We start from the raw sequence: 23,907 nt of genomic DNA on the forward strand, positions 1-23,907 counted from the left end.
GTGATCCCGTAATGGTCGCGCAGGTCGATGAACAGAACGCCGCCGTGATCTCGGACGCGATGGACCCAACCCGAGAGGCGAACCTCATTTCCTGCGTTGGCGGCAGTCAACTGGCCGCAAGTATGGCTGCGATAGGCGCTCATCGGATTTCCCCTAAATATTCGGCCTTGCATCAACAACCATGGCACCCGGAAGTCAAGCAATCAGAACGGCCGGACCGCATTCCCTGACCAGAAGTACGCCCCCATTCCGACCGCAAACAGCATATTTCCTGCAAGTGCGTGCAAAAGCCATGCCCCCGGAAAGCCTCGACTGAGGTAGATGCGCGCGAAAAGCCAGCCGCCCAGAAAGGTCATGATCGTCACGATCCATGACCAATACATCAGATGCGCCAGCGAGAAGATGGCTGCATTGGCCGCCACCGCGCCGCGCTGGGTCGCAAAAAGCGCGCCATAGCGGTGAAAGAACAGCGCGCGAAAGATCAGCTCTTGCGGCAGGGCTGACAGGATCGGGTAAAGCAGCCAGACCACAGCCAGAAAACGCAGCCTAGCGGGCGAGAGGTTCAGCTCATAGCCCGCGCGGGTATGGGTCATGATCGCCCAGCCGATCAGCCCGACCAAAAGCGCAAAGACCAGATTGCGCCCCCATCGGATCTGCGACCAGCCCCGCAACAGGCTGCGCCAATCAAAGCCCCCGGTGAACCACAGCAGGCCAAGCCCGATCACCGTGAAAGACAGCAGTGCCGCAAACATCCGCCCCGGCGGCAGAAAGACGGCAATCACCAGCGGCGCCCCGATAAAGAGCGCCACCAGTTCGACCCAAAGGCGCGCGCGCTTTATTGCAGGCGCCGGTTCAGCCATCGCCGCCATTCCGCCGGCGAGCCGGCAAAGACGTTCAAATCGACATTCCCATTGATGCCGGGCACGACGCCGGTGCCGGTATACTGCCAGAACGTCCAGCGCTGCCCCGGGTAAACGTCGCGCGGATGGCCTGCCACGCTGCGCAGCCAGAATTCCTCGGGCCAATCGCGCAGATTGTTGTCGCGGTAGAAATCAACGGTTGTGTAGATGATCGGACGCTGGCCGTAATATTGGTGCAAGATGTCCTTGAAGATCTTGGCCTCGCGCAGAACCTCGTGGCTTGGCGGGCGGCGAGGACAGGTTTTCGACACCGTCCATTCCAGATCGATCACCGGCGGCAAGGCCCCCCGCTCGCGCGGGACGTTGGCGATGAACCAACGCGCCTGTTCGGCGCCGCTGCGGCAGAAATAGAAATAGTGATAGGCCCCGCGCGGGATCCGCGCCGCACCAGCCTCGGCCCAATAGCGCCGGAATGCCGGATCCGAGTGGTCGCCCCCTTCGGTCGCCTTGATCAGCGCAAAGCTGACGCCTGAACTGCGCACGGCATTCCAGTTGATATCGCCCTGCCAGCGCGAAATATCGATGCCGTGAACCGGGTGGTTATAAGGGTGGCCGCCGGTCCAGACATGCGGCGCGGAATCGCCAAAACGCGGGCCGCTGCCCTGTCCTGCCGTCACGCCATGGCCAGCCCTTTGATAGGGTGTGCGCGCGCAAGCGGCCAGTGCGACTAGCAGCAACACCCCCAAGATACGTCCAAAAAGTTTCATCATGCTCTCTGCCCCATCGCACTTGAATCGTGCTTTTTTTCCTTATGACAAAGGGCCGGAACAAAGTCACGCTGGCGTGACAACCGGCGCGAGAAAGTTGACTTCACGAAGCTGTCACGAGTGCATTTTCCGCGAAATTCCGCCTCATATCTTGGGCTCGGGCAGCATTTTACCCGGGTTCATGATGCCTTTGGGATCAAGGGCGCGCTTGATTGCCGTCATGACACCGATGGCATCGGCATGCTGATCCTGCATCAGGCCCCGTTTGCCATAGCCGATACCATGCTCGCCCGAGATGGTGCCCCCAACCGCAATCGCCCGATGGGCCATGCGCGCGGCAACCTGTTTGGCGGCCTCCAGCTCTTGGGGGCTGTCGGGATCTATCAGCATTGTGGCGTGGAAATTGCCGTCACCGACATGGCCCAGAATGGGGCCAAGCAGGCCCGCATCGCGAATGTCGTCACGCGCCGCCGTCACCGCCGCAGCAAGCTGGGACATGGGCACGCAAATATCTGTCACCACTGCCGTCGCCCCCGGCCGCAGCGCAAGGCAGGCCGGATAGGCACCATGGCGCATCTTCCACAATTCAGTCCGCGCTTCGGCGTCACTGGCCCAATCAAAGCCCAGACCGCCGAAATCCTTGGCGATCTCGCCAAATCGCGCGGTCTCGCCCCGCAAAGCTTCGGGAGAGCCATGAAACTCGACCATCAGATGGGGCTTTTGTGGCAAATCCGTCCCGGCAAACTGGTTAAAGGCGCGCGCCGTATCGGCATCGACAAACTCAATCCGCGCCATAGCAATGCCCGACTGGACGGTCGCGATGACGCATTCAACCGCATGTTCCAGCGTATCAAAGGCGCAAACCGCGGCCGCGACCTCTTCGGGCTGGCCATGCAGGCGCAGGGTCAGCTCGGTGATGATGCCCAACGTGCCCTCGGCGCCGACCATCAGCGCGGTCAGATCATAGCCCGCGCTGGATTTCGCCGCCCGGGTTCCGGTGCGAATGATGCGCCCATCGGCCAAGACCACCTCAAGCGCCATGACATTGTCGCGCATCGTGCCATAGCGAACCGCCGTCGTGCCGCTGGCGCGGGTCGAGGCCATACCGCCAAGGCTGGCATTGGCCCCCGGATCGACCGGAAAGAACAATCCCGTGGCGCGCAGATCGGCGTTCAATGCCTCGCGCGTCACGCCCGGTTGAACCACAGCAAGCATATCCTCGGGGCGCGTTTCCAGCACGCGGTCCATGCGCCCCAGATCAAGTGTAATCCCCCCGCGCAGCGCAAGCGCATGCCCCTCTAGCGAGGTTCCGGTCCCCCATGCAATCACCGGTATGTCATGGGCATTGCAAAGGGCAAGAATGGCGGAAACCTCGGCCGTGGTTTGGGGCCAGACCACAGCATCCGGAGGGGGCGCGCGGTGAAAGGTCTCAGAGCCAGAATGCTGGTTACGATCGCCGATTTTGGTTGAACAGCGCGGCCCCAAAAGACGGGACAATTCGTTAAGAACATGCTCGGAGATGGCCATGTTTAAGCTTTCTTGCGAGGGCATTCTGACAGGGGCATTTCACGAACTATCCGTGCCCATGCTGCGTCCCGCAAGGCCTGCGCTGCACCTTTTAGGTCAAGCTAGCCATAATCCGCTCAATCATAAGTTTAGCCACATTTGTAGCGCCGTCACGGTCCAGCCGCGCCGGCGCATGGGTTCGCTTTCGGTTTAGTGCCCGGCACCATCGCCGTTTGCGCCGGGGCGGGCGCCACCGAAAAGCCCCCGAACCCCAGCAATCGCAGGGCTGATCAGGCGCGTGGCAATCGGGATCAGGATAAAGCCAAGGACAAGGCCAAAGATGCCGTCAAAAAAGGCAGTCACCGCCCAATTGACCAGCCCACTAAGCGAAGGCACCGCCGCAGCTGCAGCCGCTGCGGTAGAGCTGATCCACGCATAGGGTTGATGCTGGCCCAATTCGTGCAGGCCGTGGATGACGATATTGCCCCCGACCCAGACCATGGCCGCTGTTCCCACGATCATCAGCACTTTCATGAATTTGGGCATGACCCGCACGATGCCGCGTCCCAGCTTTGCCACCGCGCCACTGCCGCGCCGGGCAAGGTGCAGGCCAAAGTCATCGGCCTTCACCACCAGGGCCACAAATCCATAGACCGCCGCCGTGATCAAAATGGCCACGACCAGCAAAATCAGGGCTTTCATCCACAAAGGATCGGCCTCGGGGATGGTTGAAAGCGCGATGGTCATGATCTCGGCTGACAAAATGAAATCGGTCTTGACCGCGCCTGAAACCCGCTGCTCCTCTAGCGAGACCGAGCCGTCCTCGTTCACGGCCAGCTCAGCTGCCTCGGCATGATTGCCCGGATTGAGCGCGTGCCAGACCTTTTCCGCACCCTCAAAGCACAGATATGCGCCCCCGATCATCAGCAAGGGCGAGATCAGCCCCGGCGCAAAGGCCGACAGCAGCAGCGCCACCGGCAGCAAGATCACCACCTTGTTGAAAATCGAGCCGCGCGCGATTTTCCAGACGATCGGCACTTCGCGGCTGGCATCGAAGCCATGGACATATTTCGGCGTCACCGCCGCGTCATCGATCACCGCACCCGCAGCCTTGGCCCCCGCCTTGACCGCCTGCCCCGCGACATCGTCAATCGAGGCCGCCGCGATTTTGGAAATCGCCGCGACATCATCCAGCAATGCGATCAGCCCAGTCATTGGGAATACCTTGTTCTATGTGAAATTTCGCCACAATCGGGCGGCTTTATCCGGCCCAACGCGGGCAGGACGCATCGGTTCGCAAAAAATCCTGTCCCGCGCAAGTTTCCTGCGCGGCGACTGCCCCGCGCCGGGGCATCAGGCATCAATCCCGCAGTTTGCTCTGCACTTTTGGCCCACACTTTTGGCCTGCCCATGACGCGGCTGCTCTTGAACCCTTGCGGGGAATGTTTCATCAAGTCATGAAAATTCGTTAAAGGTGCGCCATGCTCGATAAAGATGCCAAACCGACCGAAGAGATCGACCTGCGCGAGGTCTTTGGCCTCGACAGCGATATGAAGGTCAAGGGCTTTGCCGAGCGCACTGATCGCGTTCCGGAAATCGATCCGACCTATAAATTCGACCCTGATACGACGATGGCGATTCTGGCAGGGTTTGCCTATAACCGCCGCGTGATGGTGCAGGGCTATCACGGCACGGGCAAATCGACCCATATCGAACAGATCGCGGCACGGCTGAACTGGCCCTGCGTACGCGTCAACCTTGATAGCCATGTCAGCCGCATCGACCTGATCGGCAAAGATGCGATCAAGCTGGTGGACGGCAAACAGATCACCGTTTTTCACGAAGGCATTCTGCCTTGGGCGTTGCGCAACCCCACGGCCATCGTTTTCGACGAATATGACGCCGGCCGCGCTGATGTGATGTTCGTGATCCAGCGCGTTCTGGAAGCCGACGGCAAACTGACACTGCTGGACCAGAACGAGGTCATCACCCCCAACCCGTTCTTCCGCCTGTTTGCGACCGCGAACACCGTGGGTCTGGGCGACACCACTGGCCTTTATCACGGCACCCAGCAGATCAACCAAGGCCAGATGGACCGCTGGTCGCTGGTCGCCACGCTGAACTATCTCAGCCATGACGCTGAAACCAATATCGTCTTGGCGAAAAACCCGACCTACAACACCGAGACCGGTCGCAAGACCATCAGCCAGATGGTCAGCCTGGCCGATCTGACCCGCACCGCCTTTATGCAAGGCGATCTGTCGACGGTCATGTCGCCGCGCACCGTGATCGCATGGGCGCAAAACGCGCGCATCTTTAACAATGTCGGCTATGCGTTCCGCCTGACCTTCCTGAACAAATGCGACGAGCTCGAGCGCCAGACGGTCGCCGAATTCTATCAGCGCCTGTTCGACGAGGAGCTGCCCGAAAGCGCAGCAGCCAAGGCCGCCAAGTAAGCCCGGACAAGTGCCTTCGGCGCGCGATTATTGCGCCGAAGGGGCCGCCAGCATTTGCGTCAGGCTGTCCTTTGTCAGTGCCACCTGCCCCGCCGGATAGCCGTTTTTCGAAAGAATGAATGCGGTTATCGGCATCATCTGATCATCGCTCAGCGCACCGGGATGATTCGCAGGCATTTGGCTATGCTCGAACGCATAAAGATCGCCAAGCGGCTTATTGTCCCATTTCTGCAAGAAGGCTTGCCCCTTCAATGCCGGTCCCATGGCGCCGGTCAGATCGGGGCGATGACATTCTGCGCAGTTATTGTTGAACAGCAGCTCGCCGCTTTGCGCTTGCTCGGCGGTATAAAGGCCCGCCGCATCGGCAAAGGCGCTTGATCCAAGGCCAAGCCCTGCCGCCGTAAGCAGGGCAGATGTAAATAGGACGGTAAAGGTCGATGTCGCAGCTTGTTTGGTGGATCGGGTCATTTTGGCCACTCCTCTGCTTGGCAAAAAGACAATTCCGCTTGAACGTCACGGCTGTTGGCGCAACCCTGTTGGCTGCGGGCTGGTTCCCTCGCCCCAGCCTCGACAATTGAACGACCCAGGCGCAGAAAGTAGACATGAAAAAATCCGACAACCCCGCCGATCCGTTCAAGAAGGCCCTGACCGAGGCCACGCGCGCGCTTGCCGATGAACGAGAGCTGAACGTGACCTTCTCGGCCGATCCTTCCGGGGTCGCGGGCGATACGATGCGCCTGCCTCAGGTCAGCCGCCGCATGACGCGCGACGAGATTTTGCTGGCGCGCGGCACGGCGGATGCGCTGGCGATGAAATTGCGTCACCACAATGCCGCGACTCATGCCAGATATGTGCCCTCGGGCCCAATGGCGCGCGAGCTATATGAGGCGATGGAGACAGCGCGCTGCGAGGCTTTGGGCGCGCGCGACATGCCGGGGGCCTTGTCCAATATCGATGCCAAAATCGCCGCCGATGCCGAACGCAAGGGCTATGCCCAGATCAAATCGGCCTCTGAAGCGCCGCTTGCGGCGGCGGCTGGCTATATTGTGCGCGAAATGGCCTCGGGGCGGAAATTGCCGGGCGCGGCCCAGCATGTGGCCGATCTGTGGCGACCCTTTGTCGAAGAGCAGGCGGGCGGCGAATTAGAGCAAGTCGGCGACTATCTTGCCGATCAGGCCGCTTTTGCGCGCCTTTCCCGCAAGGTCATTTCCGATCTGGGCTATGGCGATCAGTTGGGCGACGACCCCGACGAGCCGCAAGATGACAGTGAGGATAATGCCGAGCAGGAAGAGGAAGCGGGCGATGATCAGTCCCGCGACCAATCCGAAGAGGACGAGGCAGAAGCCGCCCCCGAGCGCAGCCAGGACCAGCAGCAAGACGAACGTCAGGCTCAGGTCAGCATGGACGATCAATCCGATGAGGAAATGGCCGATGAGGCCGAGGCCTCCGAGGCGGATACCCCACCCGATCTGCCGCCCCCTGTCTCGGATGCCAGTGCCGATTACAAAGTCTATACAGCGGAATTCGACGAGGAAATCCGCGCCGAGGATTTGGCCGAACCGGCCGAGCTGGAACGGCTGCGCGCCTATCTGGACAAGCAGCTTGAACCTTTGCGCGGTGCGGTCAGCCGGCTGGCCAACAAATTGCAGCGCCGCCTGCAGGCCCAGCAAAACCGCAGCTGGGAATTCGACAAGGAAGAGGGTGTTCTGGATGCAGGTCGTCTGGCGCGCGTGATTGCAAACCCGACCACGCCGCTGTCGTTCAAGGTCGAAAAGGACACGGAATTTCGCGATACCGTGGTGACGCTGCTGATCGACAATTCAGGCTCGATGCGCGGTCGTCCGATCTCGATCGCCGCGATTTGTGCCGATGTCATGGCCCGCACGCTGGAGCGCTGTCAGGTCAAGGTCGAGATCCTGGGCTTCACCACCCGCGCCTGGAAAGGTGGCCAAAGCCGTGAAAAATGGCTGGCCGATGGGCGTCCGGCCACGCCGGGGCGGCTGAACGATCTGCGCCACATCATCTATAAAGGGGCCGATGCCCCTTGGCGGCGGGTTCGTCCGAACCTTGGCCTGATGATGAAGGAAGGCCTTCTGAAGGAAAACATCGACGGCGAGGCTTTGGAATGGGCGCATCGCCGCATGGTGCGCCGTACCGAGGCGCGCAAGATCTTGATGGTGATCTCGGACGGCGCGCCGGTCGACGATTCCACTTTGTCGGTCAATCCGGCGAACTATCTTGAAAAGCATCTGCGCGACGTCATCGCGATGGTCGAGCGCAAAAAGCAGGTCGAGCTTTTGGCGATCGGCATCGGCCATGACGTCACGCGCTATTACCAGCGCGCGGTCACGATCACCGATGTGGATCAGCTTGCAGGTGCCATGACCGAACAGCTTGCCGCCCTGTTCGAGGCCGATCCCCGCAAACGCGCCCGCGCCCTTGGCGCCATGACGGGGCGCCGCGTCGGTTAACCACGCGCGGCCCAATGGCAGCTGGGGCTGGCTTCTGACAGTAGCTGGCCTCAGAGGCGAGGGCTGGCTTCTGCGGGGGCTCGCAACAGGTCTGGCGGCGTTTGGCTTGCTGGTTCGGGGTTGCTGGTTGCGGGGTGGCCATAACCGGGCTGCCTGTAACCAGGATGACCCGCGTCATCTGCCGCCAAGAATGGCGATATGATTGGGGCCGGATCTTGGCCCCAAATCAGGGCGGCCTTGGCCCTGAACGGATCAAATGCCCGCCAAACCGCAACCCGGCCTTGCAGCAATCGCAGCCTTCGGCTCTGGACACTTGCCCCACCCAAGGGGAATAGTCCGCGCCGGAGGTGCCCCATGGCCAAAGACAAACCCTTTCAGATTTTCACCGTCCAAACCCGCCCCGAAGACGGGCCGCCGCGTCTGGCTGCCCTTCGCGCCAAACTGGCCGAGCAGGGTTTTGATGGCTTCATCGTGCCCCGCACCGATGCCCATCAGGGCGAATATGTGACGGCTCAGGACGCGCGGTTGGGCTGGCTGACCGGCTTTTCGGGCAGTGCGGGCTATGCGATCGTGACGCAGAAGCAGGCGGGCGTATTCGTTGACGGCCGCTATCGCGTTCAGGTGAAGGGCGAGGTCGATCTGGCCCATTACACCCCCGTCAACTGGCCCGAGGTTTCCTTGGCGGATTGGCTGCGTCAGGCCCTGCCCCAGGGCGGTCGCGTGGCCTATGACCCCTGGCTGCAAAGCCGCAAGGAAATTCGCGACATCACGGCGGCACTGGCCAATTCGAATATCGCGCTGATCCCCACCGAAAATTTCGTCGATGCCATCTGGGCCGACCGCCCTGCCCCGCAACCCGGCCCGGTCAGGCTGCATTCCGAGGCAATTGCCGGCCGCACCGCCGCAGAAAAACGCGCGGCGCTGGCGGCGGTCCTCAAGGCGCAGAACCAGGCCTCGACCGTGCTGACGCTAGCCGATTCCATTGCATGGTTGCTGAACATCCGCGGCGAGGATCTGCCGAAGAACCCGGTGGTTCAGGGCTTTGCGGTGATCGATGATGATGGCCGGGTCGAGCTGTTCTCGGAGCCATCGAAATTCGGCCCCGACGTTCGCGCCAAGCTGGGCAATGATGTCGTCATTCTGCCGCTGGCGGGTCTGCCTGCGGCTTTGGGCCAGCTGAACGGCCCGGTGCGCCTTGATCCCGCCTCGGCCCCTGACGAGGTCTTTCGCCTGGTCGAGGCCCGCGCCGATGTGATCGAAGGGCCAGACCCGGTGATCTTGCCCAAGGCGATCAAGACCCCTTCGGAAATCGAGGGGATGCGTCAGGCCCATCTGCGCGACGCCGTCGCCATGATCGAGATGCTGGCATGGATCGATGCGCAGCCCACAGATGGTTCGCTGACCGAAATCGATGTGGTCGAGAAACTGGAAAGCCTGCGCAAAACACAGGGCGCGCATGATGTCAGCTTTGACACGATCAGCTCGACCGGGCCGAATGCGGCGATCAACCACTATCACGTCAACGAGCAGACCAACCTGCCAATCCGCGACGGCGAATTGCTGCTTTTGGATTCGGGCGGCCAATATGCTGACGGCACCACCGACATCACCCGCACCATTCCGATCGGCACCCCCTCTCAGAAGCACAGGCTGCCCTATACGCTGGTCTTGCAGGGGATGGTGAACCTCTCAAGGCTGCGCTTTCCCAAGGGCCGTGCCGGGCGCGACATCGATGCTGTGGCACGCGCGCCCCTATGGACGGCGGGGCTGGATTTCGATCACGGCACGGGCCACGGCGTTGGCGCGGCGCTTTGCGTTCACGAAGGTCCTGTGCGCATTGCCCGCATCTCGGAAATCGCGCTTCAGGCGGGGATGATCCTGTCCAACGAGCCCGGCTATTACCGCGAGGGCGATTTCGGCATCCGCCTGGAAAACCTGATCGTGGTGGAAAGGGCTGAAAGCCCAGACGGGCGCGAGATGCTGGGGTTCGAGACCCTGACCTGGGTTCCCATTGACACCCGCCTGATCGACACGTCGATCATGGCCCCGGCCGAGATCGACTGGCTGAACGCCTATCACAGCGAGGTTCTGGCCAAGATCGGCCCGCAGATCACGGGGCCAACCCATGACTGGCTGGTCAAGGCCACCCAGCCCATCACCCGCTAGGATAGCAGGCCGCTGACATCATGTGACGTCATGGCAGCGGCCCGATCATCACCAAGCTGGCACCGCCACGCAGCCACAAAAAAGCCCCGCAGTGCGCGGGGCTTTTTCTGTTTCCCAGACTGGATCAGTCGATATGGGCGTCGCCCTCGCCGGGGTGCTTTTTGCGCCATGCCAGCGAGTTCACAAATGCCACTGCGATAAAGCCCGCACCCAACAGGCCGGTGATATATTCCGGCACCGGATGCAGGGTCTGAATGAACATGATGATGGCCAGCGAGAAGATCGACCAGAAGGCACCATGCTCGAGATAGCGGAATTCGGCCAATGTGCCGCGCTCGACCAGCATCACTGTCATCGAACGCACATACATTGCGCCGATACCCAGACCGATGGCGATCAGGAACAGGTTTTGCGTCAGCGCAAAAGCCCCGATGACGCCATCAAAGCTGAAGGAGGCGTCCAGAACTTCAAGGTACAAAAACCCACCCAGACCTGCACGGGCGATGTCGCCGTTGGTGGGCTTGCCGCCCCAGCGATCCAGAACATGGCCAAGCGCATCCACGACCAGATAGGTCACGACGCCCCAGATGGCTGCGATGACAAAGGTATGTTCCGATTCAGCGGGCAAGAAATGCAAAACGATCAACATCGAGATTAGGACAAAGCCCACCTCCATGCCGCGGATTTCACCCACCTTGCTTAACGCGGTCTCGACCCCGCGGATCCAGTTGACCTCTTTGGCCTCGTCAAAGAAATACCGCAGCGCGACCAGCATCAGGAAAGCGCCACCAAAAGCCGCGATGGGCAGGTGGGCGTCATGGATGATGTGGGAATATTCCTCGGGGTTGGTGGCGGCCAGAACGATCGCCTCCCATGGGCCAAGATTGGCGGCAACCACCACGATCAGCAGCGGAAAGACGATACGCATGCCGAAGACAGCAATGACAATGCCCCAAGTCAAAAAGCGATGCTGCCATTCCGGCGTCATCGTTTTCAGCTTTTGTGCGTTGATGATCGAATTGTCGAAGCTAAGAGAGATCTCGAGCACGGCCAGAATTGCCGCGATCAGGAAGAACGACAATGCGCCCCCCAGGGTTCTTTCGTATTCCCAACCGATAAATCCGGCCAGGATAAGCCCTATGGCCGTCACGATGAGCGGCCATTTCATATAGCTGAGGGTGGATTTCATCTGTCTTCCTCTGGGACTTTTCTTTGAAGCCCAGATAGGAACCCCCTATCGCAATCACAAGAGCGTGCACAAAGTTGAACTGGGCATCTGCGACGAAAACGGAGACAAACATGCGCTATGCGATTTATCACCTTCCCGAAGGCGCGTTGGGCCAATGGGGCGCAAGCTGGCTGGGTTGGGACATTCGCAGCGCGACAGCCGCCGGGGCCGTTGATCTGCCCCCCCTGCCGCGCCCACGCGACGAACTGACGCAGGTGCCAAGGCGCTATGGCTTTCACGCCACGATGAAGGCACCGATGCATCTGGCGCCGGGGTCATCTGTCGATGAGCTGCGCCAGGCATTGGCAGGAATTGCACAAAGCCAGCCTGCCTTCACGATGGAGATGGCGCTGAAATGGGATTGGGGCTTTCTGGCGCTGCGCCCGATCGACCCGCCTGCGGCCCTTGGCGCGCTAGAGGCAGCGCTGGTCACAGGTCTTGACCGCTTCCGTGCCCCCCTGACACCACAGGACCGCGCCCGTCGCCACCCCGAACGCCTGTCCGAGCGCGCCTGCGCCCATCTGGATCAATGGGGCTATCCGCATGTCTTGGATCTTTTCCACTATCACCTGACCCTTACAGGTCATGTCAGCCCCGAGGAGGGTGCTGCGCTGGCAGATGCCCTTGCGCCCAGCCTCGCCCCGTTGATTGCCCAGCCCATGCCCGTGACCCGCATTGCTTTGGTCGCCGAAGCCACGGACCGCCACTTTCATCTGATCGAGGAATTCCCCCTGCTGGGATCGTCAGGCTAAAGCCATTTCTTCCAGCGCAGGATGACAAAGGTCGCCACGGACGAGGCCACCATCGCCCCCAGCGCCAACGGATAGCCCCAGCGCCAATCCAGCTCGGGCATGATGTGAAAGTTCATGCCATACATACTGGCAATCAAGGTCGGCGGCAGGAACAATGCCGCCACCACCGACAGGATTTTCACGGTGGTGTTCTGGCGCAGGTTGATCATCCCCATGGTCGCATCGACCGCCAGATTGATACGCGCATCCAGAAAGTCGGAATGGACTTGCAGGGCGTGGATATCCAGCTGGATCGCAGCGATGGTCGGCTTCAGCTTCGAGGCCTCGGTCCGTTTTTCGATGGTGGGGATGTGAAAGACCAGCATCCGCTCTAGCGTCATCAAACATAGGCGCACCCGGCTGACCTGCTCGGCGCTACGCCCCACGGTAACCAAGGCGCCGCGAATGCTGCTGTCGGGCAATTCCTCGCCATTACTCAGCACCTGAGCCGAGGTCCGATCCAACTCGCGCCCCGCCCCTTCAAGTAAATCGGCCATCCGCCCGACGATTTCTTCGAGCAGACCAACATAGATCCGTTCGGGCGTCGTCGCCCCACAAGAGCTTTGCGCGGCGCGTCCGGGAAAGGTCACAAAGGGGCGCGGCTCGTGATGGCGCACCGTGACAAGCCGCTGAGGGCCAAGAATGAACGAGACCGGCAGCGATTCCACCTGACCCTCGGCGTTCTGGCCGGGAATGACGCAGGTCATGTAAGCCAGATCGCCCTGCAGATAGAGCCGGTTCGAGATCTCGATCTCTTCCATATCGGCCAGGGTCGGCACATCGACACCCAAGGCCGCCAAAGACGCGACATCTTGCGGCGTTGGCGCAAAAAGATCGATCCAAGAGGCCCTGGCCAGATCGGCACCTTCGGGCAGCGCCACCAGATCCTTGTCCGTCGCAAGATAGGCCCTAAGCATTCCGGCGCTCCTGTTTTGGGACATGCTGCGATTACGTGGGTAACCGGACCAACGCCTGCGTCAAGCCTGTTTGCCCCAAAGCGGTTGAGGCGATCTTGCCCAAGCGAGGGATGGCTTGCGCAAGATCCCCAGAACAATCGCCACGAAGGCGCAATGTGACCCGCTGCGGGCCACATAAATCCAGTCGATTTTACGAAAAGGCGGTCAAAATGGCATCCAACGACCCCGAAAGATGCACCTTTGCAGGTCGCAAATGTAGGGGAGTTGCGCTGGGAAAATAGTTTCGGCCAATTTCTGCTTAAGAAGTGGCAAAAACGCAAAAAGTTCTGGAACTTACGCCCCAGACCATGCGTTCATAGGCAAGTAACGAGTTATCAAAGTAGGAGGGATGCGCCGCCAGCGCGTCCCTTTTTTTATCGCGATTTAAGTATTATATGCCTTTTCTTGATCTAAATCAAAGCGTTTCATCATCTGGCCGATAACTTGCCGCTGTAGCGGCATTTTTCCAGCGATCGCTAGAAAAATGCACAGCCAAGTCCCATCCGAGGCATGGGCAAAATCAATTCCGATCAAGTCTTCATATGCAAATGGCGCGAATCACCTTGGAGATATGCAGCCTTTGGCCGCCGCTGCGCCCTGTGCGGCAGCACAAGGTGATCAGCCCGGCCTAAGGGCCGGGCCAAGGGGTCAGTTCACGCGATCGGGCAAGGGCTGGCCCAGATCGAAGGCCACAAGATTGGCCATGGCGCGCATGGCCATTGCTGTGCGCACCTCCTCGGTGGCTGTGCCCAGATGGGGCAGCAGGGTGACATTCTCGAAGGCTTTCAGTGCATCTGGCACGATCGGCTCGCGCTCATAGACATCCAGCCCCGCACCGGCAATCTTCTTGGCGGTCAAGGCTGCGATCAATGCTGCCTCCTCGACCACATCGCCGCGCGCGATATTGATCAGGAACGAGCTTGGCCCCAGGCGGTCGAGTTCGGCCGCGCCAATCAGATGGCGCGTGCCTGCCCCACCCGGTACGGCAACCACGGCGAAATCCGACTGGGCCAGGGTCTCATGCAGGCTGTCGATCTGCTCGGCGGGGAAATCCAGCGCCGAAACGGGCGAGCGGTTGAAGAAAACCACGCGCATGCCAAAGCCAAAATGGCACCGCCGTGCGATCGCTTTGCCGATCCGGCCCATACCGATGATGCCAAGGGTTTTACCGGTGACATGGGTGCCCAGCAGCTGGGTCGGCTGCCAGCCGGTCCAACCGCCTGCACGCAGCAGCCGCTCTCCCTCGCCTGCGCGTCGCGCGGCCATCAGGATCAGCGTCAGGGCAATATCGGCCGTGGCATCGGTGACAACGCCGGGCGTGTTGGTGACCGGCACGCCATGGGCTGCGGCTGCCGCGACATCGATGTGGTTATAGCCCGCACCGAAATTCGCAATCAGCTTGCAGCGGACCGGATTGGCCGAGGCAAATGCATCCGCGGTAAAGCGATCACCCAGCGTCGGCAGGATCAGGTCATAGCTTTCCAGCGCCTGACGGGCCTGATCCGGGGTCAGCCCCTCGGTCACGTCTTGAAAATCCGCATCGAACCTTGCGGCCAAGGCAGCTTCGGCGCTTGCCGTCATGCGCCGCGTCACAAGAAGCTTCATCAGTAAACCCTTCCCCCCAGCGGGACATCTTTGTCAGGTGTTAGCAAGACGACCTCGCCCTGGGCATCGGGCAGACCAAGCACCAGAACCTCTGAAATGAATTTGCCGATCTGGCGCGGCGGGAAATTCACCACAGCCAGCACCTGTTTGCCGATCAGCCCCTCTGGCGCGTAATGGCCCGTGATTTGCGCCGATGAGCGTCGCTCACCGATCTCGGGGCCGAAATCGATCCATAGCTTGATCGCAGGGCGGCGCGCCTCGGGGTAAGGCTCGGCGCGCAGGATGCGTCCGGCGCGGATATCCACCGCCAGAAAATCGTCAAAGCTAATCGGGTCGCCCAGCGTATTCGCCTGCGTCATTTCCCCAGCTCGCGCCCACGTGCCGCAGCAGCGCCGACCGTGCGGCGCATCAAGGGGCCCAGCCCGCTTTCAGGGTCCATCAGCTGAGACAGGCCCGCAGCCGTCGTGCCATTGGGCGAAGTCACGCGGTCGCGCAGCACCGAGGGGTGCTCATCGCTGGCCATCGCCAAGGCACCCGCCCCCGCCACAGTCGCCTTGGCCAGCTCAAGCGCCATATCGCGCGGAAGGCCCTCGGCTTCGCCAGCGGCGCACATGGCCTCGATCATGTAAAAGACATAGCCCGGACCCGAGCCTGACAGCCCCGTCACCGCATCCATCTGCCCTTCCGAGGACAGACGCACCACCGGGCCGACAACCCCCATCAGCATCTGCGCCAGCGCCATTTGCGCCTCACCCGCCGTATCATTGCCGACGATTGCAGAGATGCCCTGACGAATCGCCGCTGGCGTGTTCGGCATGGCGCGTACAATGGGCGAATGTGGGAAAGCGGCCTCGTAGGTGGCGATATTTGTGCCCGCCGCGACCGTCAGAACCAGTGTATTGGCCCGCGCGCGCGATTGCAGCGACGGCAGAACCTCGGTCATCATCTGAGGCTTTACCGCAATGACCAAAACGGCCGGGTCGGCCGGAAGCCCCTCATTCACGGCGATGCCACGCTGCGCCAGATCTGCGCGGGGGTTGGGGTCGATCACGCCGACCGATTTGGGGTCCAGCCCGCCCTCTAGCCAGCCATTAAGCAGCGCACCGCCCATGTTCCCGCAACCCACCAGTACCAGACCGCGGCCATTCAGCTCTGAAAGTTCCATGATTCCTCGCCTCAACTCCCGTTCAGGCCCGTCCGTAGGCCTCGCCCATCGCCATGTCCAGCGCCGAGACCGGGCTGGCATCGCCCCAGCAGGTCAGCTGGAATGAGGGGTAATAGCGCTCGCTGTTGACGATGGCGCTGCTGATCATGCGGTCGATCTGTTCTGGTGCGGCCAGACTTTCCCCACATAGAACAAGACCATAGCGCCAGACCATCAGCCGCTGCTCGGGCCAGAACACGAAATTGCCGTCCCAGACCTGATCATTGGCCAGATTGAGCAACTCGTACAAAGCCGGCAGCCGCCGTGAGGGCGGGTCCATGTCAAAGGTACAGATCAGGCGCAGAACCTCTTCGCGCGGGGACCAGGACAGGGTCAGCGAATAGCTGCGCCACTGGCCCTCGACCTGCATGGCGATCTGATCATCGGCAAGCCGGTCGAAATCCCAATCATGATGGGCTGCAACCGATTCCACGATATCGATCGGATGGATCTCGTCGCTATGAATATAGTGTTCCAGCTGCGCCATACCTGCCCCTTGCTGTCGATACCGAGGGCCCTTCCCCCAGCATTGGTAGCACCAACTACAGACGGCGTTTCTACCGTCTGCCTGATACCACATATCGTGTTCTTGAAGCTCCAGACTGTAAAGCGAATTTTCGATGACAGGCAGATACCTCTGGGCGTCATCCACAGCTTTGTGCAAACCATCCACAGGTCCTGCACAGTTGGCTTGAAGTTTTCCCCGTCCCTCTGTTCAAGACTCTGACGATTCAGGGGGTGAAATGCGCGATCACGGCGGAGATATCGACAAGGCGGCCAAAAGATTCGGGCGAATCGATTGGATTGATCTGTCCACGGGAATCAATCGCGCGCCCTGGCCGGCCGCCGGCATCTCGGATCATGCGCTTCGCGCCTTGCCAACAGCGGCGGCTTTTGCGGGGATGAAGGCTGCGGCGGCGGCGTGGTTTGGCTGCCGGGACGAACAGGTCTTGCCGCTTGCAGGCGCGTCGGCCGCGATCCAGCTGCTGCCGCGCATCTTGCCCAAAGGCCAAGCGGCGGTGCTCTCGCCAACCTATAATGAACATGCCGCCAGCCTGCGCGCGGCTGGCTGGCACGTGACCGAGCCCACCTCGATCGCCGAGCTGCACGGCGTCGATCTTGCGGTGATTGTGAACCCCAACAACCCGGATGGGCGCTGCTGGTGGCCCGCCGAGATTGCCGAGTTGGCACAATATGTGGGCCATCTGGTCGTTGATGAAAGCTTTGCCGACCCCCGCCCTGACCTGTCGGTGGCCGATGCGCCCCCCGCCAATGCCACGGTGCTACGCTCGTTTGGCAAGTTCTGGGGGCTGGCCGGGGTGCGGCTGGGCTTTGCCGTGGGCCACGCGCCCGTGCTGGGCGCCCTGGCCGAACAGGCGGGTCCCTGGTCGGTCAGCGGCCCGGCATTGGAAATCGGCACTGCGGCCATGTCCGATCATCAATGGGCAAGCCAAAGCGTGACCTGGCTGGCCGAGGCGGCCCTGCATCTGGATCAGATCATGCTGGATCAGAGCTGCGCGCTGGTTGGGGGAACGCATCTGTTTCGGCTCTACGACACGCCCGACGCCCAAGCGATGCAGGACAGGCTGGCCCGACACGGGATCTGGACCCGGGTCTTTCCGTGGAATGCGCGCTGGCTGCGTTTGGGGCTGCCGGGCAGCCGCGCCGAATTCGCGCGGCTGCAAGATGCGTTCAAGGCTTAAAGAACGCGGTTCACATGGCCCATCTTGCGGCCCGGGCGTGCTGCGCCCTTGCCGTATAGATGGATCTGGGTCTTGGGCTGCGCCAAAAGCGCGGGGATTTGATCAATGTCATCGCCGATCAGGTTAACCATCTCGACATCAGCGTAGCGTCCACCATCCCCAAGGGGCAATCCGGCGACGGCACGAATATGCTGCTCGAACTGATCGACTGTGCAACCGGCCTGTGTCCAGTGACCGGAATTGTGCACACGGGGGGCGATCTCGTTCACAATCAGCCCCTTGGGCGTCACGAACAGCTCGACCCCCATCACGCCCACATAATCCAGCGCATTGGCAATCCGCGCAGCGATTAGCACCGCATCGGTCAGCACCGAGCTGGGTTGGCCGCTGGGAACCGTCGTCGTGCGCAAGATCCCCTCGCGGTGAACGTTCAATCCCGGATCAAAAGCCGCAACCTGCCCATCCTGACCCCGGGCTACGATCACGCTGATTTCCGCCGAGAAATCGACGAACCCTTCCAGAACCGAGGGCGCGTCCGTCCAATCGGTCTGTCCGGCCTCGGTCAGTCGGATCTGGCCCTTGCCGTCATAGCCCATGCGCCGGGTTTTCAGGATCGAAGGCAGGCCCACGCTGGCCACCGCCGCCGCCACTCCTGATGCATCATCGACGGCCACATAGGGCGCGGTGCTAAGCCCGATCCCGGTCAGAAAGTCCTTTTCGGTGATGCGATCTTGCGAGATTGCCAGGGCACGCCGGTTGGGATGGATCGGGCGCAGGCTTTCGATCAGATCCAGCGCCGAGGTGGGCACGTTCTCGAATTCATAGGTCACGACATCGACCGATTGGGCAAAGGCGCGCAGGGCCGCCTCGTCCTCATAGGGGGCATTGGTCAGCTGATAGGCCACATCGCCCGCAGGCGCGGCGCCGGGCTCGTAGATATGGCTGCGAAAGCCCAAACGGCTGGCCGCAACCGACAACATCCGGCCCAGTTGGCCACCACCCAAGATCCCGATCGTGGCACCGGGTTGCAAAACATTAGTCATCGACAGGCTCCTCGGGGATCGAGGCCGACAGTGCGGCCCGCCACGCATCCAAACGCGCGGCCAGTTCAGCATCGTTGATCGCCAAAATACCTGCGGCCATCAGCCCGGCATTCGCCGCCCCGGCTGCACCGATGGCCATGGTGGCAACCGGATAGCCCTTGGGCATCTGCAAGATGGAATAAAGCGAATCGACGCCCGACAAAGCTTTGGTTTGCACCGGCACGCCAATGACCGGCACCCGCGTCTTAGAGGCCATCATCCCCGGCAGATGCGCTGCACCGCCCGCGCCCGCGATAATCACCTTCAGGCCGCGCTCGACGGCGGTTTTGCCATAGTCCCACAGCCGATCCGGCGTGCGATGGGCGCTGACGATCTTGGTTTCATAGTCAATGCCAAGCTCGTCCAGAATATTGGCTGCTTCGCGCATGGTCGGCCAGTCGGACTGGCTGCCCATGATGATCCCCACCGGTTTGTCCATGAGATGCCCCTTTTGATCCTGTGCAAGCGCCATAACCCGCGACCGGATGCGCTGCAATCACGCGATGATGTCGGGGGTCAGTTCATCCTCGATCCGCGCGATCCGGTCCTTGAGCAGAAGCTTTTGCTTTTTCAACCGCTGCAGCGTCAAAGAGGCGGTGATCGATTGATGCGTCAGCGCCGAGATGGCCTCATCAAGGTCGCGATGCTCGCGCTTGAGGACCTCTAGCCGGGCGCGTGCGATTTCCGTGGGGGACATTTCATGCTGGGACGTCATCATCTGCCTCGGTCTGGGTTGGTGATCTTATAGCTTGTGCAAGGCGGGCTGTTAACTCTGTTCAACGACATCTTGTTACTCGCGCGCTGCATCCTCATATTTGTCGTGTCGGGTCGCCAATCATGGGGCCCGGTCGAGGGTCGCTTTACGACAAAGGACTTGAGCAGATGACCAAGATAAGTCTGGCCACGCATCCGTTTTTGCTGGGGTTTGATCAGCTTGAACGGCTGGCCGAACGCGCAGCCAAAGGCGCCGAGGGCTATCCGCCCTATAATATCGAACATATCGGCGCCCATGGGTTTCGCATCACTTTGGCCGTTGCTGGATTTTCTGAAGAGGATCTCAGCATCACGCTGGAAGAGCGTCAGCTTGTGATTCGTGGCCGTCAGGCCGAAGTTGATGGCGAGCGTGTCTTTTTACATCGCGGCATCGCCGCCCGCGCCTTTCAGCGCAGCTTCGTGCTGGCCGACGGCGTCGAGGTCGAGGCAGCCGGGCTGGAAAACGGTCTGCTCAATATCGATTTGCGCCGCTCTGTTCCCGATACCATCGTCCAGAATATCCCGATCAGCCGCAAAGAAAGGGGATCGATATGAACACCAAATTCGAATTCGGCAAAGACACGGATGCCGATAACACGGTCTATATCCGCCGCGTCACCGTCGCCAGCCTGCCCCAAGAGGTTCAGGATCAGGCCGAGGGGCTGGACAGCCTTTACGCGGTACATGGTGCCGATGGCTCGCGCATCGCGCTGGTCAAGGATCGCGGCGTGGCTTTCATGCTAGCGCGCGACAATGAGCTGACACCCGTCAGCGTGCACTGACCCTGGCTTAGACCCGCGCCGCATTCAGGCGCGGGTCCCCTGTCCGGCCGATCAAGCCACGAGGCGATCGTGGCAGTGATACTCAGCTGGGAAATCCATATTTATCCAGCAAGGCACGCAAAGCCCGGTCATTGCCGCTTTCAGCACTGCTGGCCCCAGCCAGATTGCCCGAGCGCAGATTTTGCTGCTGCGTACCCGGCCATTCGGTAATACGAAAACGCCCACCGATCTTGCAGGGATTGCTGCCCGCAAGGCGGTGCATCCAGTAAAACCAGACATCGTCCGCCGAGGGCGCAAGCTGTTGGAACATATCGAAGTTGCAGACATCATCGTGGAAAACACCGGGAGCATAAAGCACGCCCCCGACGCCAGTTGGAAAGATGAGCCTGCCACATTCAGGCTGCGCAAGATTGCGCTGCCATTCCTCATAGGATCGGGGTTGGCCTGCATCGCTGAGCGTGATGCGATGCCCGCGGTGGCACACCACCCCCGCATCTGCCTTGCTGACCAGCCCTGCCAGCCAATCCGCCCCATAATAGACATCATCATCGGCGGTGACGATATAGGCCTGCGGCGCCTCGAGCAGCATGGGCACCAGCTTTTTATAGGACCGCCAGCGAGGGCAAATCGCAACCCGCAGCGCCCCCGAGGCCACTAGCGCCTTCATCTGCGGGGTCATTTGGGCCTCATCCCCCGCATCCAGCCACAAGACCACCTCATCAGCCTTGACGCTTTGGCTAAGAAGAGATTGCAGCACCAGATGCAGCGAGGCAAAACGCGCCGGATAGCTGGTCAGGCTGATGATCAGACGGCCCGCCAACCCATGGGGCGCACCCTGTATCTTGCGCGACGATATCTCGGCTTCGGCGCGGGAAATGCGGCGCGATTGCTTCCAGCGGCGCAACAGGTCGCTGATCATCCCTGCCAGGCCTTGCGCAACCAATCAATCTTGCCAATGCGGCGGTACCATTTGTGGCCCTGACCCGAAAACACCTCGGACATTTTGGGGTTGCCTGCAAACAGCACGATTTTCGCCCCCTCGGGCAAGGTCGGATCCTTGAAATAGCTTAGGAAGTTGCGCGGGACGCAGTCGTTTTTAAAGCTGACACACCAGCCTTTGGGCCAGTAGTGCAGATTGCCATGTTTGGCCAACTGCGCGCTTTGGAACTGCTGGCTGATCTCATAGCCGGCGGTCGCCGCGACCGGATCGTCAAGATAGGCCTGCAAGATGTAATCATGCGCGCCGACCTCATAGCGAAAGACCGAGGAATTGCCCACGCTATGCAGGAAACGATCGCGTTCGGGATTGATCTTGCGCAGGGGTTTGGCGCGGAACAGATCGTCATCACGGATAATGAAGAACGTGCCGGGCAAATCGAAAAACGGCCCCAGATCATCGACGACGACCAGATCCAGATCCAAAAACAGCGCCGTGCCCGTCAGGCCGAACAGATCCTTGCGAAACAGGGCAAGCTTTTGCCAGCGCGTATCCTTATGCCCTTTGGGCAGGCCCAGCTCGGGCAGCGGAAACGCCTCGACGCCCGCATCCAACCCCAAAGCATCATCGGTAAAGCAGATGAAGCGATGCGGACGATCAAGATGGCGACGCACGCCAGCAGCCAGACGGTTAACGTCATCGGCGCCGTAAAGCGTGCCCCACTTAATGCAAAGGACAAGAAGGGGCTCGGACATGGGACTCCTCGAAGGCAGGACATACAGCCTTAACACAAGGGCCGCACCATTCAACGACGGCGCGGCCCGGATTGTTCATTCCCGCAGGAAAAACGCGGGGCGATTATGCCTCGGATGCGGCGGGTTCAACGACCGCCTCGATGGCAGCATCGGGGTTGGGCGCGCCGGCCTCGTGATGTTCCGCCAGATATTTCTCGGCGTCCAGCGCTGCCATGCAGCCCATTCCGGCGCTGGTCACGGCCTGACGATAGATGTGATCGGTCAGATCGCCCGCCGCGAACACGCCTGCGATCGAGGTGCGGGTCGAGCCCGGCTCAACCTTGACATAACCGCCATTGTGCAGCTCGAGCTGACCCACGACCAATTCGCTGGCCGGGGCATGGCCGATCGCGATAAAGACGCCATCAACCGCAAGATCGCTTTCGGCGCCGGTCTTGACGTTGCGCAGCCGCAACCCGGTCACACCCAACGGGGCCTCGGTGCCCTCGACATGGGCGATCTCGTGATCCCAGATCACCTCGACTTTGGGGTTCTTGAACAGCCGGTCTTGCAGGATCTTTTCCGAGCGAAGGCTGTCGCGGCGATGCACCAGCGTGACCTTGCTGGCGAAATTCGTCAGATAAAGCGCCTCTTCGACGGCGGTATTGCCGCCACCGATGACCGCGACCGGTTTATTGCGATAGAAAAATCCGTCGCAAGTGGCGCAGGCGGAAACGCCAAAACCCTTGAATTTTTCTTCGGTGGGCAGGCCCAGCCAGCGTGCCTGAGCCCCTGTCGCCAGAATAACCGCATCGGCCGTGATCTGGGCGCCGCTATCAAGATAGGCCACAAAGGGGCGCACCTGCAGATCAAGCTTTGACACGTGATCCATGTGGATATGCGTGCCCATGGCGCGGGCGTGCGCCTCCATGTTGATCATCAGATCGGGGCCTTGGATTTCGGTATGCCCCGGCCAGTTCTCGACCTCGGTGGTGATGGTCAGCTGCCCGCCCGGCTGCATGCCCTGAATCAGGACGGGTTGCAGCATGGCCCTTGAAGCATAGACCGCAGCAGTATAACCGGCGGGACCCGAGCCGATGATCAGCAACCGAGTATGCGTGGGCAGGACGTTGTCGGACATGGCGCGGGGCCTTTCGCTTGAATTCCGTGATCTGGAGTTTAGGTAAACATCACCGGAGCCGGTTGCAATCCGTGCCCTAACTTCTGGCGCTTTCAAGGATTAAGCGCCCGGGGGTGTGGCCCGATTGCGGAAAGAATGTTGCGCATTCCGCACATTCACGGTAGCTTCCGGCAAGAATTTACGCCCAAATGGGCAAGAGGGATAGATGAGCGCTGCCAGACTTGACGATATTGACCGCAAGATCCTGGCAGAGTTGCAGGCCGACGGCAGAATGACGAACGTCGAACTGGCCCGTCGTGTTGGAATCTCTGCCCCGCCCTGCCTGCGTCGCGTCCGTGCGCTTGAGGAAACCGGCTATATTCGCGGCTATCATGCCGATATCGACCCGCGCGAGCTGGGCTTTGAAGTTCAAGTTTTCGCGATGGTGCGTCTGCACAGCCAGTCCGAGAAAGACCTGTCCGCCTTTGAGGCGCAGGCCCGCAGCTGGCCCTTTGTGCGTGAATGTCACATGCTGAACGGCGAAATCGACTTTATTTTGAAATGCGTCTCGCCGGATCTGCCCAGCTTCCAGCGTTTTCTGACCGAAGGGCTGACCTCGGCAGAAAATGTGGCCAGCGTCAAAACCAGTCTGGTCATCCGCTGTGCCAAGGACGAGCCGGCCATTCCCTTTGAGGTGGTCGAAAGCCGGCAGCTGGCTTAATAAGCCGGCCGCAACCAGGGCAAGTCGCGCGGAGCCTGTCCGCGCAGTTCAGACCTCGCCGATCA

General features: G+C 60.9%; 26 protein-coding genes. 8 read left to right on the forward strand and 18 right to left on the reverse strand.

Annotation, left to right across the window (positions count from 1 at the left end; translation table 11 throughout):
- The 5 genes from RTS12_RS10520 to RTS12_RS10540 form a co-directional block, all read right to left on the reverse strand.
- A partial coding sequence (locus RTS12_RS10520) for an OB-fold nucleic acid binding domain-containing protein (protein WP_312528290.1) occupies positions 1-143 on the reverse strand: 143 nt, incomplete at its 3' end.
- A gap of 60 nt (positions 144-203) precedes the next feature.
- Positions 204-860, reverse strand: coding sequence for a CPBP family intramembrane glutamic endopeptidase (locus tag RTS12_RS10525; RefSeq protein WP_312528223.1), 657 nt, complete (start codon positions 858-860; stop codon positions 204-206).
- Entirely contained in the window at positions 836-1,630 is a 795-nt protein-coding gene (locus tag RTS12_RS10530) for a GH25 family lysozyme (protein WP_312528225.1), read from the reverse strand. The genes RTS12_RS10525 and RTS12_RS10530 overlap by 25 nt, the downstream gene beginning before the upstream one ends.
- 141 nt (positions 1,631-1,771) lie before the next feature.
- Positions 1,772-3,154: an FAD-linked oxidase C-terminal domain-containing protein gene (locus tag RTS12_RS10535; protein ID WP_312528227.1), complete on the reverse strand. Its 1,383-nt coding sequence runs from the start codon at positions 3,152-3,154 to the stop codon at positions 1,772-1,774.
- A 189-nt stretch (positions 3,155-3,343) separates the two neighbouring features.
- Entirely contained in the window at positions 3,344-4,348 is a 1,005-nt protein-coding gene (locus tag RTS12_RS10540) for a DUF808 domain-containing protein (RefSeq protein ID WP_312528229.1), read from the reverse strand.
- 266 nt (positions 4,349-4,614) lie between these two features.
- Between RTS12_RS10540 and cobS the strand changes: the two genes are divergently transcribed.
- Complete coding sequence (gene cobS / locus RTS12_RS10545) at positions 4,615-5,589, forward strand: cobaltochelatase subunit CobS (RefSeq protein WP_312528231.1); 975 nt, start codon at positions 4,615-4,617, stop codon at positions 5,587-5,589.
- 27 nt (positions 5,590-5,616) lie between these two features.
- On the opposite strand, the gene RTS12_RS10550 is transcribed toward cobS, so the two are convergent.
- Complete coding sequence (locus RTS12_RS10550) at positions 5,617-6,057, reverse strand: cytochrome c (protein WP_312528233.1); 441 nt, start codon at positions 6,055-6,057, stop codon at positions 5,617-5,619.
- A gap of 134 nt (positions 6,058-6,191) precedes the next feature.
- On the opposite strand from RTS12_RS10550, the gene cobT reads away from it, so the two are divergent.
- Together cobT and RTS12_RS10560 are read left to right on the forward strand one after the other, a co-directional pair.
- Positions 6,192-8,060, forward strand: a complete 1,869-nt coding sequence (gene cobT, locus RTS12_RS10555) for a cobaltochelatase subunit CobT (RefSeq protein WP_312528235.1) — start codon at positions 6,192-6,194, stop codon at positions 8,058-8,060.
- Between the two features lie 354 nt (positions 8,061-8,414).
- Positions 8,415-10,226 carry an aminopeptidase P family protein gene (locus RTS12_RS10560; RefSeq protein ID WP_312528237.1) on the forward strand — a complete coding sequence of 604 codons (1,812 nt, stop codon included), beginning with the start codon at positions 8,415-8,417 and terminating at the stop codon, positions 10,224-10,226.
- Positions 10,227-10,350: 124 nt separating this feature from the next.
- Here the strand turns inward: RTS12_RS10560 and RTS12_RS10565 are convergent, their stop codons facing one another.
- Positions 10,351-11,415 carry a DUF475 domain-containing protein gene (locus RTS12_RS10565; protein ID WP_312528239.1) on the reverse strand — a complete coding sequence of 355 codons (1,065 nt, stop codon included), beginning with the start codon at positions 11,413-11,415 and terminating at the stop codon, positions 10,351-10,353.
- A 110-nt stretch (positions 11,416-11,525) separates the two neighbouring features.
- Between RTS12_RS10565 and RTS12_RS10570 the strand changes: the two genes are divergently transcribed.
- Positions 11,526-12,206: a DUF1045 domain-containing protein gene (locus tag RTS12_RS10570; RefSeq protein ID WP_312528241.1), complete on the forward strand. Its 681-nt coding sequence runs from the start codon at positions 11,526-11,528 to the stop codon at positions 12,204-12,206.
- Here the strand turns inward: RTS12_RS10570 and RTS12_RS10575 are convergent.
- From RTS12_RS10575 to RTS12_RS10595, 5 genes are all read right to left on the reverse strand, one after another.
- Positions 12,203-13,162: a magnesium transporter CorA family protein gene (locus RTS12_RS10575; protein ID WP_312528243.1), complete on the reverse strand. Its 960-nt coding sequence runs from the start codon at positions 13,160-13,162 to the stop codon at positions 12,203-12,205. The two genes, RTS12_RS10570 and RTS12_RS10575, sit on opposite strands and share 4 nt — an antisense overlap.
- A 687-nt stretch (positions 13,163-13,849) precedes the next feature.
- Positions 13,850-14,806: a D-glycerate dehydrogenase gene (locus tag RTS12_RS10580; protein ID WP_312528244.1), complete on the reverse strand. Its 957-nt coding sequence runs from the start codon at positions 14,804-14,806 to the stop codon at positions 13,850-13,852.
- Complete coding sequence (locus RTS12_RS10585; protein ID WP_312528246.1) at positions 14,806-15,165, reverse strand: tRNA-binding protein; 360 nt, start codon at positions 15,163-15,165, stop codon at positions 14,806-14,808. Before RTS12_RS10585 ends, RTS12_RS10580 begins: the two co-directional genes overlap by 1 nt.
- Positions 15,162-15,971: a pyrroline-5-carboxylate reductase gene (gene proC / locus RTS12_RS10590; protein WP_312528248.1), complete on the reverse strand. Its 810-nt coding sequence runs from the start codon at positions 15,969-15,971 to the stop codon at positions 15,162-15,164. Before proC ends, RTS12_RS10585 begins: the two co-directional genes overlap by 4 nt.
- A gap of 22 nt (positions 15,972-15,993) precedes the next feature.
- On the reverse strand, positions 15,994-16,497 hold the full coding sequence (locus RTS12_RS10595; protein ID WP_312528250.1) for a YbjN domain-containing protein: 504 nt from the start codon (positions 16,495-16,497) through the stop codon (positions 15,994-15,996).
- Between the two features lie 256 nt (positions 16,498-16,753).
- Here RTS12_RS10595 and cobD point away from each other — a divergent pair, with 256 nt between their 5' ends.
- Complete coding sequence (gene cobD, locus RTS12_RS10600) at positions 16,754-17,713, forward strand: threonine-phosphate decarboxylase CobD (RefSeq protein ID WP_312528252.1); 960 nt, start codon at positions 16,754-16,756, stop codon at positions 17,711-17,713.
- Here cobD and RTS12_RS10605 read toward each other — a convergent pair.
- The 3 genes from RTS12_RS10605 to RTS12_RS10615 are packed head-to-tail and all read right to left on the reverse strand — an operon-like array spanning position 17,710 to position 19,510.
- A complete protein-coding gene (locus tag RTS12_RS10605; RefSeq protein ID WP_312528254.1) occupies positions 17,710-18,756 on the reverse strand; it encodes a 5-(carboxyamino)imidazole ribonucleotide synthase in 1,047 nt (348 codons plus the stop codon). The two genes, cobD and RTS12_RS10605, sit on opposite strands and share 4 nt — an antisense overlap.
- On the reverse strand, positions 18,749-19,234 hold the full coding sequence (purE, locus tag RTS12_RS10610; RefSeq protein WP_312528256.1) for a 5-(carboxyamino)imidazole ribonucleotide mutase: 486 nt from the start codon (positions 19,232-19,234) through the stop codon (positions 18,749-18,751). The genes RTS12_RS10605 and purE overlap by 8 nt, the downstream gene beginning before the upstream one ends.
- A 57-nt stretch (positions 19,235-19,291) precedes the next feature.
- The gene (locus RTS12_RS10615) at positions 19,292-19,510 is read right to left on the reverse strand and encodes a DUF465 domain-containing protein (protein WP_312528258.1); all 219 of its coding nucleotides are present in this window, start codon (positions 19,508-19,510) and stop codon (positions 19,292-19,294) included.
- 167 nt (positions 19,511-19,677) lie between these two features.
- Between RTS12_RS10615 and RTS12_RS10620 the strand changes: the two genes are divergently transcribed.
- Together RTS12_RS10620 and RTS12_RS10625 are read left to right on the forward strand one after the other, a co-directional pair.
- Positions 19,678-20,103 carry an Hsp20 family protein gene (locus tag RTS12_RS10620; protein ID WP_312528260.1) on the forward strand — a complete coding sequence of 142 codons (426 nt, stop codon included), beginning with the start codon at positions 19,678-19,680 and terminating at the stop codon, positions 20,101-20,103.
- Positions 20,100-20,330: a DUF1150 family protein gene (locus RTS12_RS10625; RefSeq protein WP_312528262.1), complete on the forward strand. Its 231-nt coding sequence runs from the start codon at positions 20,100-20,102 to the stop codon at positions 20,328-20,330. The genes RTS12_RS10620 and RTS12_RS10625 overlap by 4 nt, the downstream gene beginning before the upstream one ends.
- 82 nt (positions 20,331-20,412) lie before the next feature.
- Here RTS12_RS10625 and RTS12_RS10630 read toward each other — a convergent pair whose 3' ends face one another.
- The 3 genes from RTS12_RS10630 to trxB all read right to left on the reverse strand — a co-directional run bounded on the left by RTS12_RS10630 (position 20,413) and on the right by trxB (position 23,142).
- Positions 20,413-21,249, reverse strand: a complete 837-nt coding sequence (locus RTS12_RS10630; RefSeq protein ID WP_312528264.1) for a glycosyltransferase family 2 protein — start codon at positions 21,247-21,249, stop codon at positions 20,413-20,415.
- On the reverse strand, positions 21,246-22,022 hold the full coding sequence (locus RTS12_RS10635; protein ID WP_312528266.1) for a hypothetical protein: 777 nt from the start codon (positions 22,020-22,022) through the stop codon (positions 21,246-21,248). Before RTS12_RS10635 ends, RTS12_RS10630 begins: the two co-directional genes overlap by 4 nt.
- A gap of 103 nt (positions 22,023-22,125) precedes the next feature.
- Positions 22,126-23,142: a thioredoxin-disulfide reductase gene (gene trxB, locus RTS12_RS10640; RefSeq protein ID WP_312528268.1), complete on the reverse strand. Its 1,017-nt coding sequence runs from the start codon at positions 23,140-23,142 to the stop codon at positions 22,126-22,128.
- A gap of 205 nt (positions 23,143-23,347) precedes the next feature.
- Here trxB and RTS12_RS10645 point away from each other — a divergent pair, with 205 nt between their 5' ends.
- Positions 23,348-23,842: an Lrp/AsnC family transcriptional regulator gene (locus RTS12_RS10645; RefSeq protein WP_312528270.1), complete on the forward strand. Its 495-nt coding sequence runs from the start codon at positions 23,348-23,350 to the stop codon at positions 23,840-23,842.
- Positions 23,843-23,907: the final 65 nt, after the last annotated feature.

Source organism: Paracoccus sp. (in: a-proteobacteria) (assembly GCF_032007265.1).
Taxonomy (GTDB): domain Bacteria; phylum Pseudomonadota; class Alphaproteobacteria; order Rhodobacterales; family Rhodobacteraceae; genus Paracoccus.

Bases quoted from the DNA above. Each gene is read 5' to 3' on its own strand.
- RTS12_RS10525 (WP_312528223.1), bottom strand. From the start codon at position 860: ATGGCTGAACCGGCGCCTGCAATAAAGCGCGCGCGCCTTTGGGTCGAA.
- RTS12_RS10530 (WP_312528225.1), bottom strand. From the start codon at position 1,630: ATGATGAAACTTTTTGGACGTATCTTGGGGGTGTTGCTGCTAGTCGCA.
- RTS12_RS10535 (WP_312528227.1), bottom strand. From the start codon at position 3,154: ATGGCCATCTCCGAGCATGTTCTTAACGAATTGTCCCGTCTTTTGGGG.
- RTS12_RS10540 (WP_312528229.1), bottom strand. From the start codon at position 4,348: ATGACTGGGCTGATCGCATTGCTGGATGATGTCGCGGCGATTTCCAAA.
- cobS (WP_312528231.1), top strand. From the start codon at position 4,615: ATGCTCGATAAAGATGCCAAACCGACCGAAGAGATCGACCTGCGCGAG.
- RTS12_RS10550 (WP_312528233.1), bottom strand. From the start codon at position 6,057: ATGACCCGATCCACCAAACAAGCTGCGACATCGACCTTTACCGTCCTA.
- cobT (WP_312528235.1), top strand. From the start codon at position 6,192: ATGAAAAAATCCGACAACCCCGCCGATCCGTTCAAGAAGGCCCTGACC.
- RTS12_RS10560 (WP_312528237.1), top strand. From the start codon at position 8,415: ATGGCCAAAGACAAACCCTTTCAGATTTTCACCGTCCAAACCCGCCCC.
- RTS12_RS10565 (WP_312528239.1), bottom strand. From the start codon at position 11,415: ATGAAATCCACCCTCAGCTATATGAAATGGCCGCTCATCGTGACGGCC.
- RTS12_RS10570 (WP_312528241.1), top strand. From the start codon at position 11,526: ATGCGCTATGCGATTTATCACCTTCCCGAAGGCGCGTTGGGCCAATGG.
- RTS12_RS10575 (WP_312528243.1), bottom strand. From the start codon at position 13,162: ATGCTTAGGGCCTATCTTGCGACGGACAAGGATCTGGTGGCGCTGCCC.
- RTS12_RS10580 (WP_312528244.1), bottom strand. From the start codon at position 14,806: ATGAAGCTTCTTGTGACGCGGCGCATGACGGCAAGCGCCGAAGCTGCC.
- RTS12_RS10585 (WP_312528246.1), bottom strand. From the start codon at position 15,165: ATGACGCAGGCGAATACGCTGGGCGACCCGATTAGCTTTGACGATTTT.
- proC (WP_312528248.1), bottom strand. From the start codon at position 15,971: ATGGAACTTTCAGAGCTGAATGGCCGCGGTCTGGTACTGGTGGGTTGC.
- RTS12_RS10595 (WP_312528250.1), bottom strand. From the start codon at position 16,497: ATGGCGCAGCTGGAACACTATATTCATAGCGACGAGATCCATCCGATC.
- cobD (WP_312528252.1), top strand. From the start codon at position 16,754: ATGCGCGATCACGGCGGAGATATCGACAAGGCGGCCAAAAGATTCGGG.
- RTS12_RS10605 (WP_312528254.1), bottom strand. From the start codon at position 18,756: ATGACTAATGTTTTGCAACCCGGTGCCACGATCGGGATCTTGGGTGGT.
- purE (WP_312528256.1), bottom strand. From the start codon at position 19,234: ATGGACAAACCGGTGGGGATCATCATGGGCAGCCAGTCCGACTGGCCG.
- RTS12_RS10615 (WP_312528258.1), bottom strand. From the start codon at position 19,510: ATGACGTCCCAGCATGAAATGTCCCCCACGGAAATCGCACGCGCCCGG.
- RTS12_RS10620 (WP_312528260.1), top strand. From the start codon at position 19,678: ATGACCAAGATAAGTCTGGCCACGCATCCGTTTTTGCTGGGGTTTGAT.
- RTS12_RS10625 (WP_312528262.1), top strand. From the start codon at position 20,100: ATGAACACCAAATTCGAATTCGGCAAAGACACGGATGCCGATAACACG.
- RTS12_RS10630 (WP_312528264.1), bottom strand. From the start codon at position 21,249: ATGATCAGCGACCTGTTGCGCCGCTGGAAGCAATCGCGCCGCATTTCC.
- RTS12_RS10635 (WP_312528266.1), bottom strand. From the start codon at position 22,022: ATGTCCGAGCCCCTTCTTGTCCTTTGCATTAAGTGGGGCACGCTTTAC.
- trxB (WP_312528268.1), bottom strand. From the start codon at position 23,142: ATGTCCGACAACGTCCTGCCCACGCATACTCGGTTGCTGATCATCGGC.
- RTS12_RS10645 (WP_312528270.1), top strand. From the start codon at position 23,348: ATGAGCGCTGCCAGACTTGACGATATTGACCGCAAGATCCTGGCAGAG.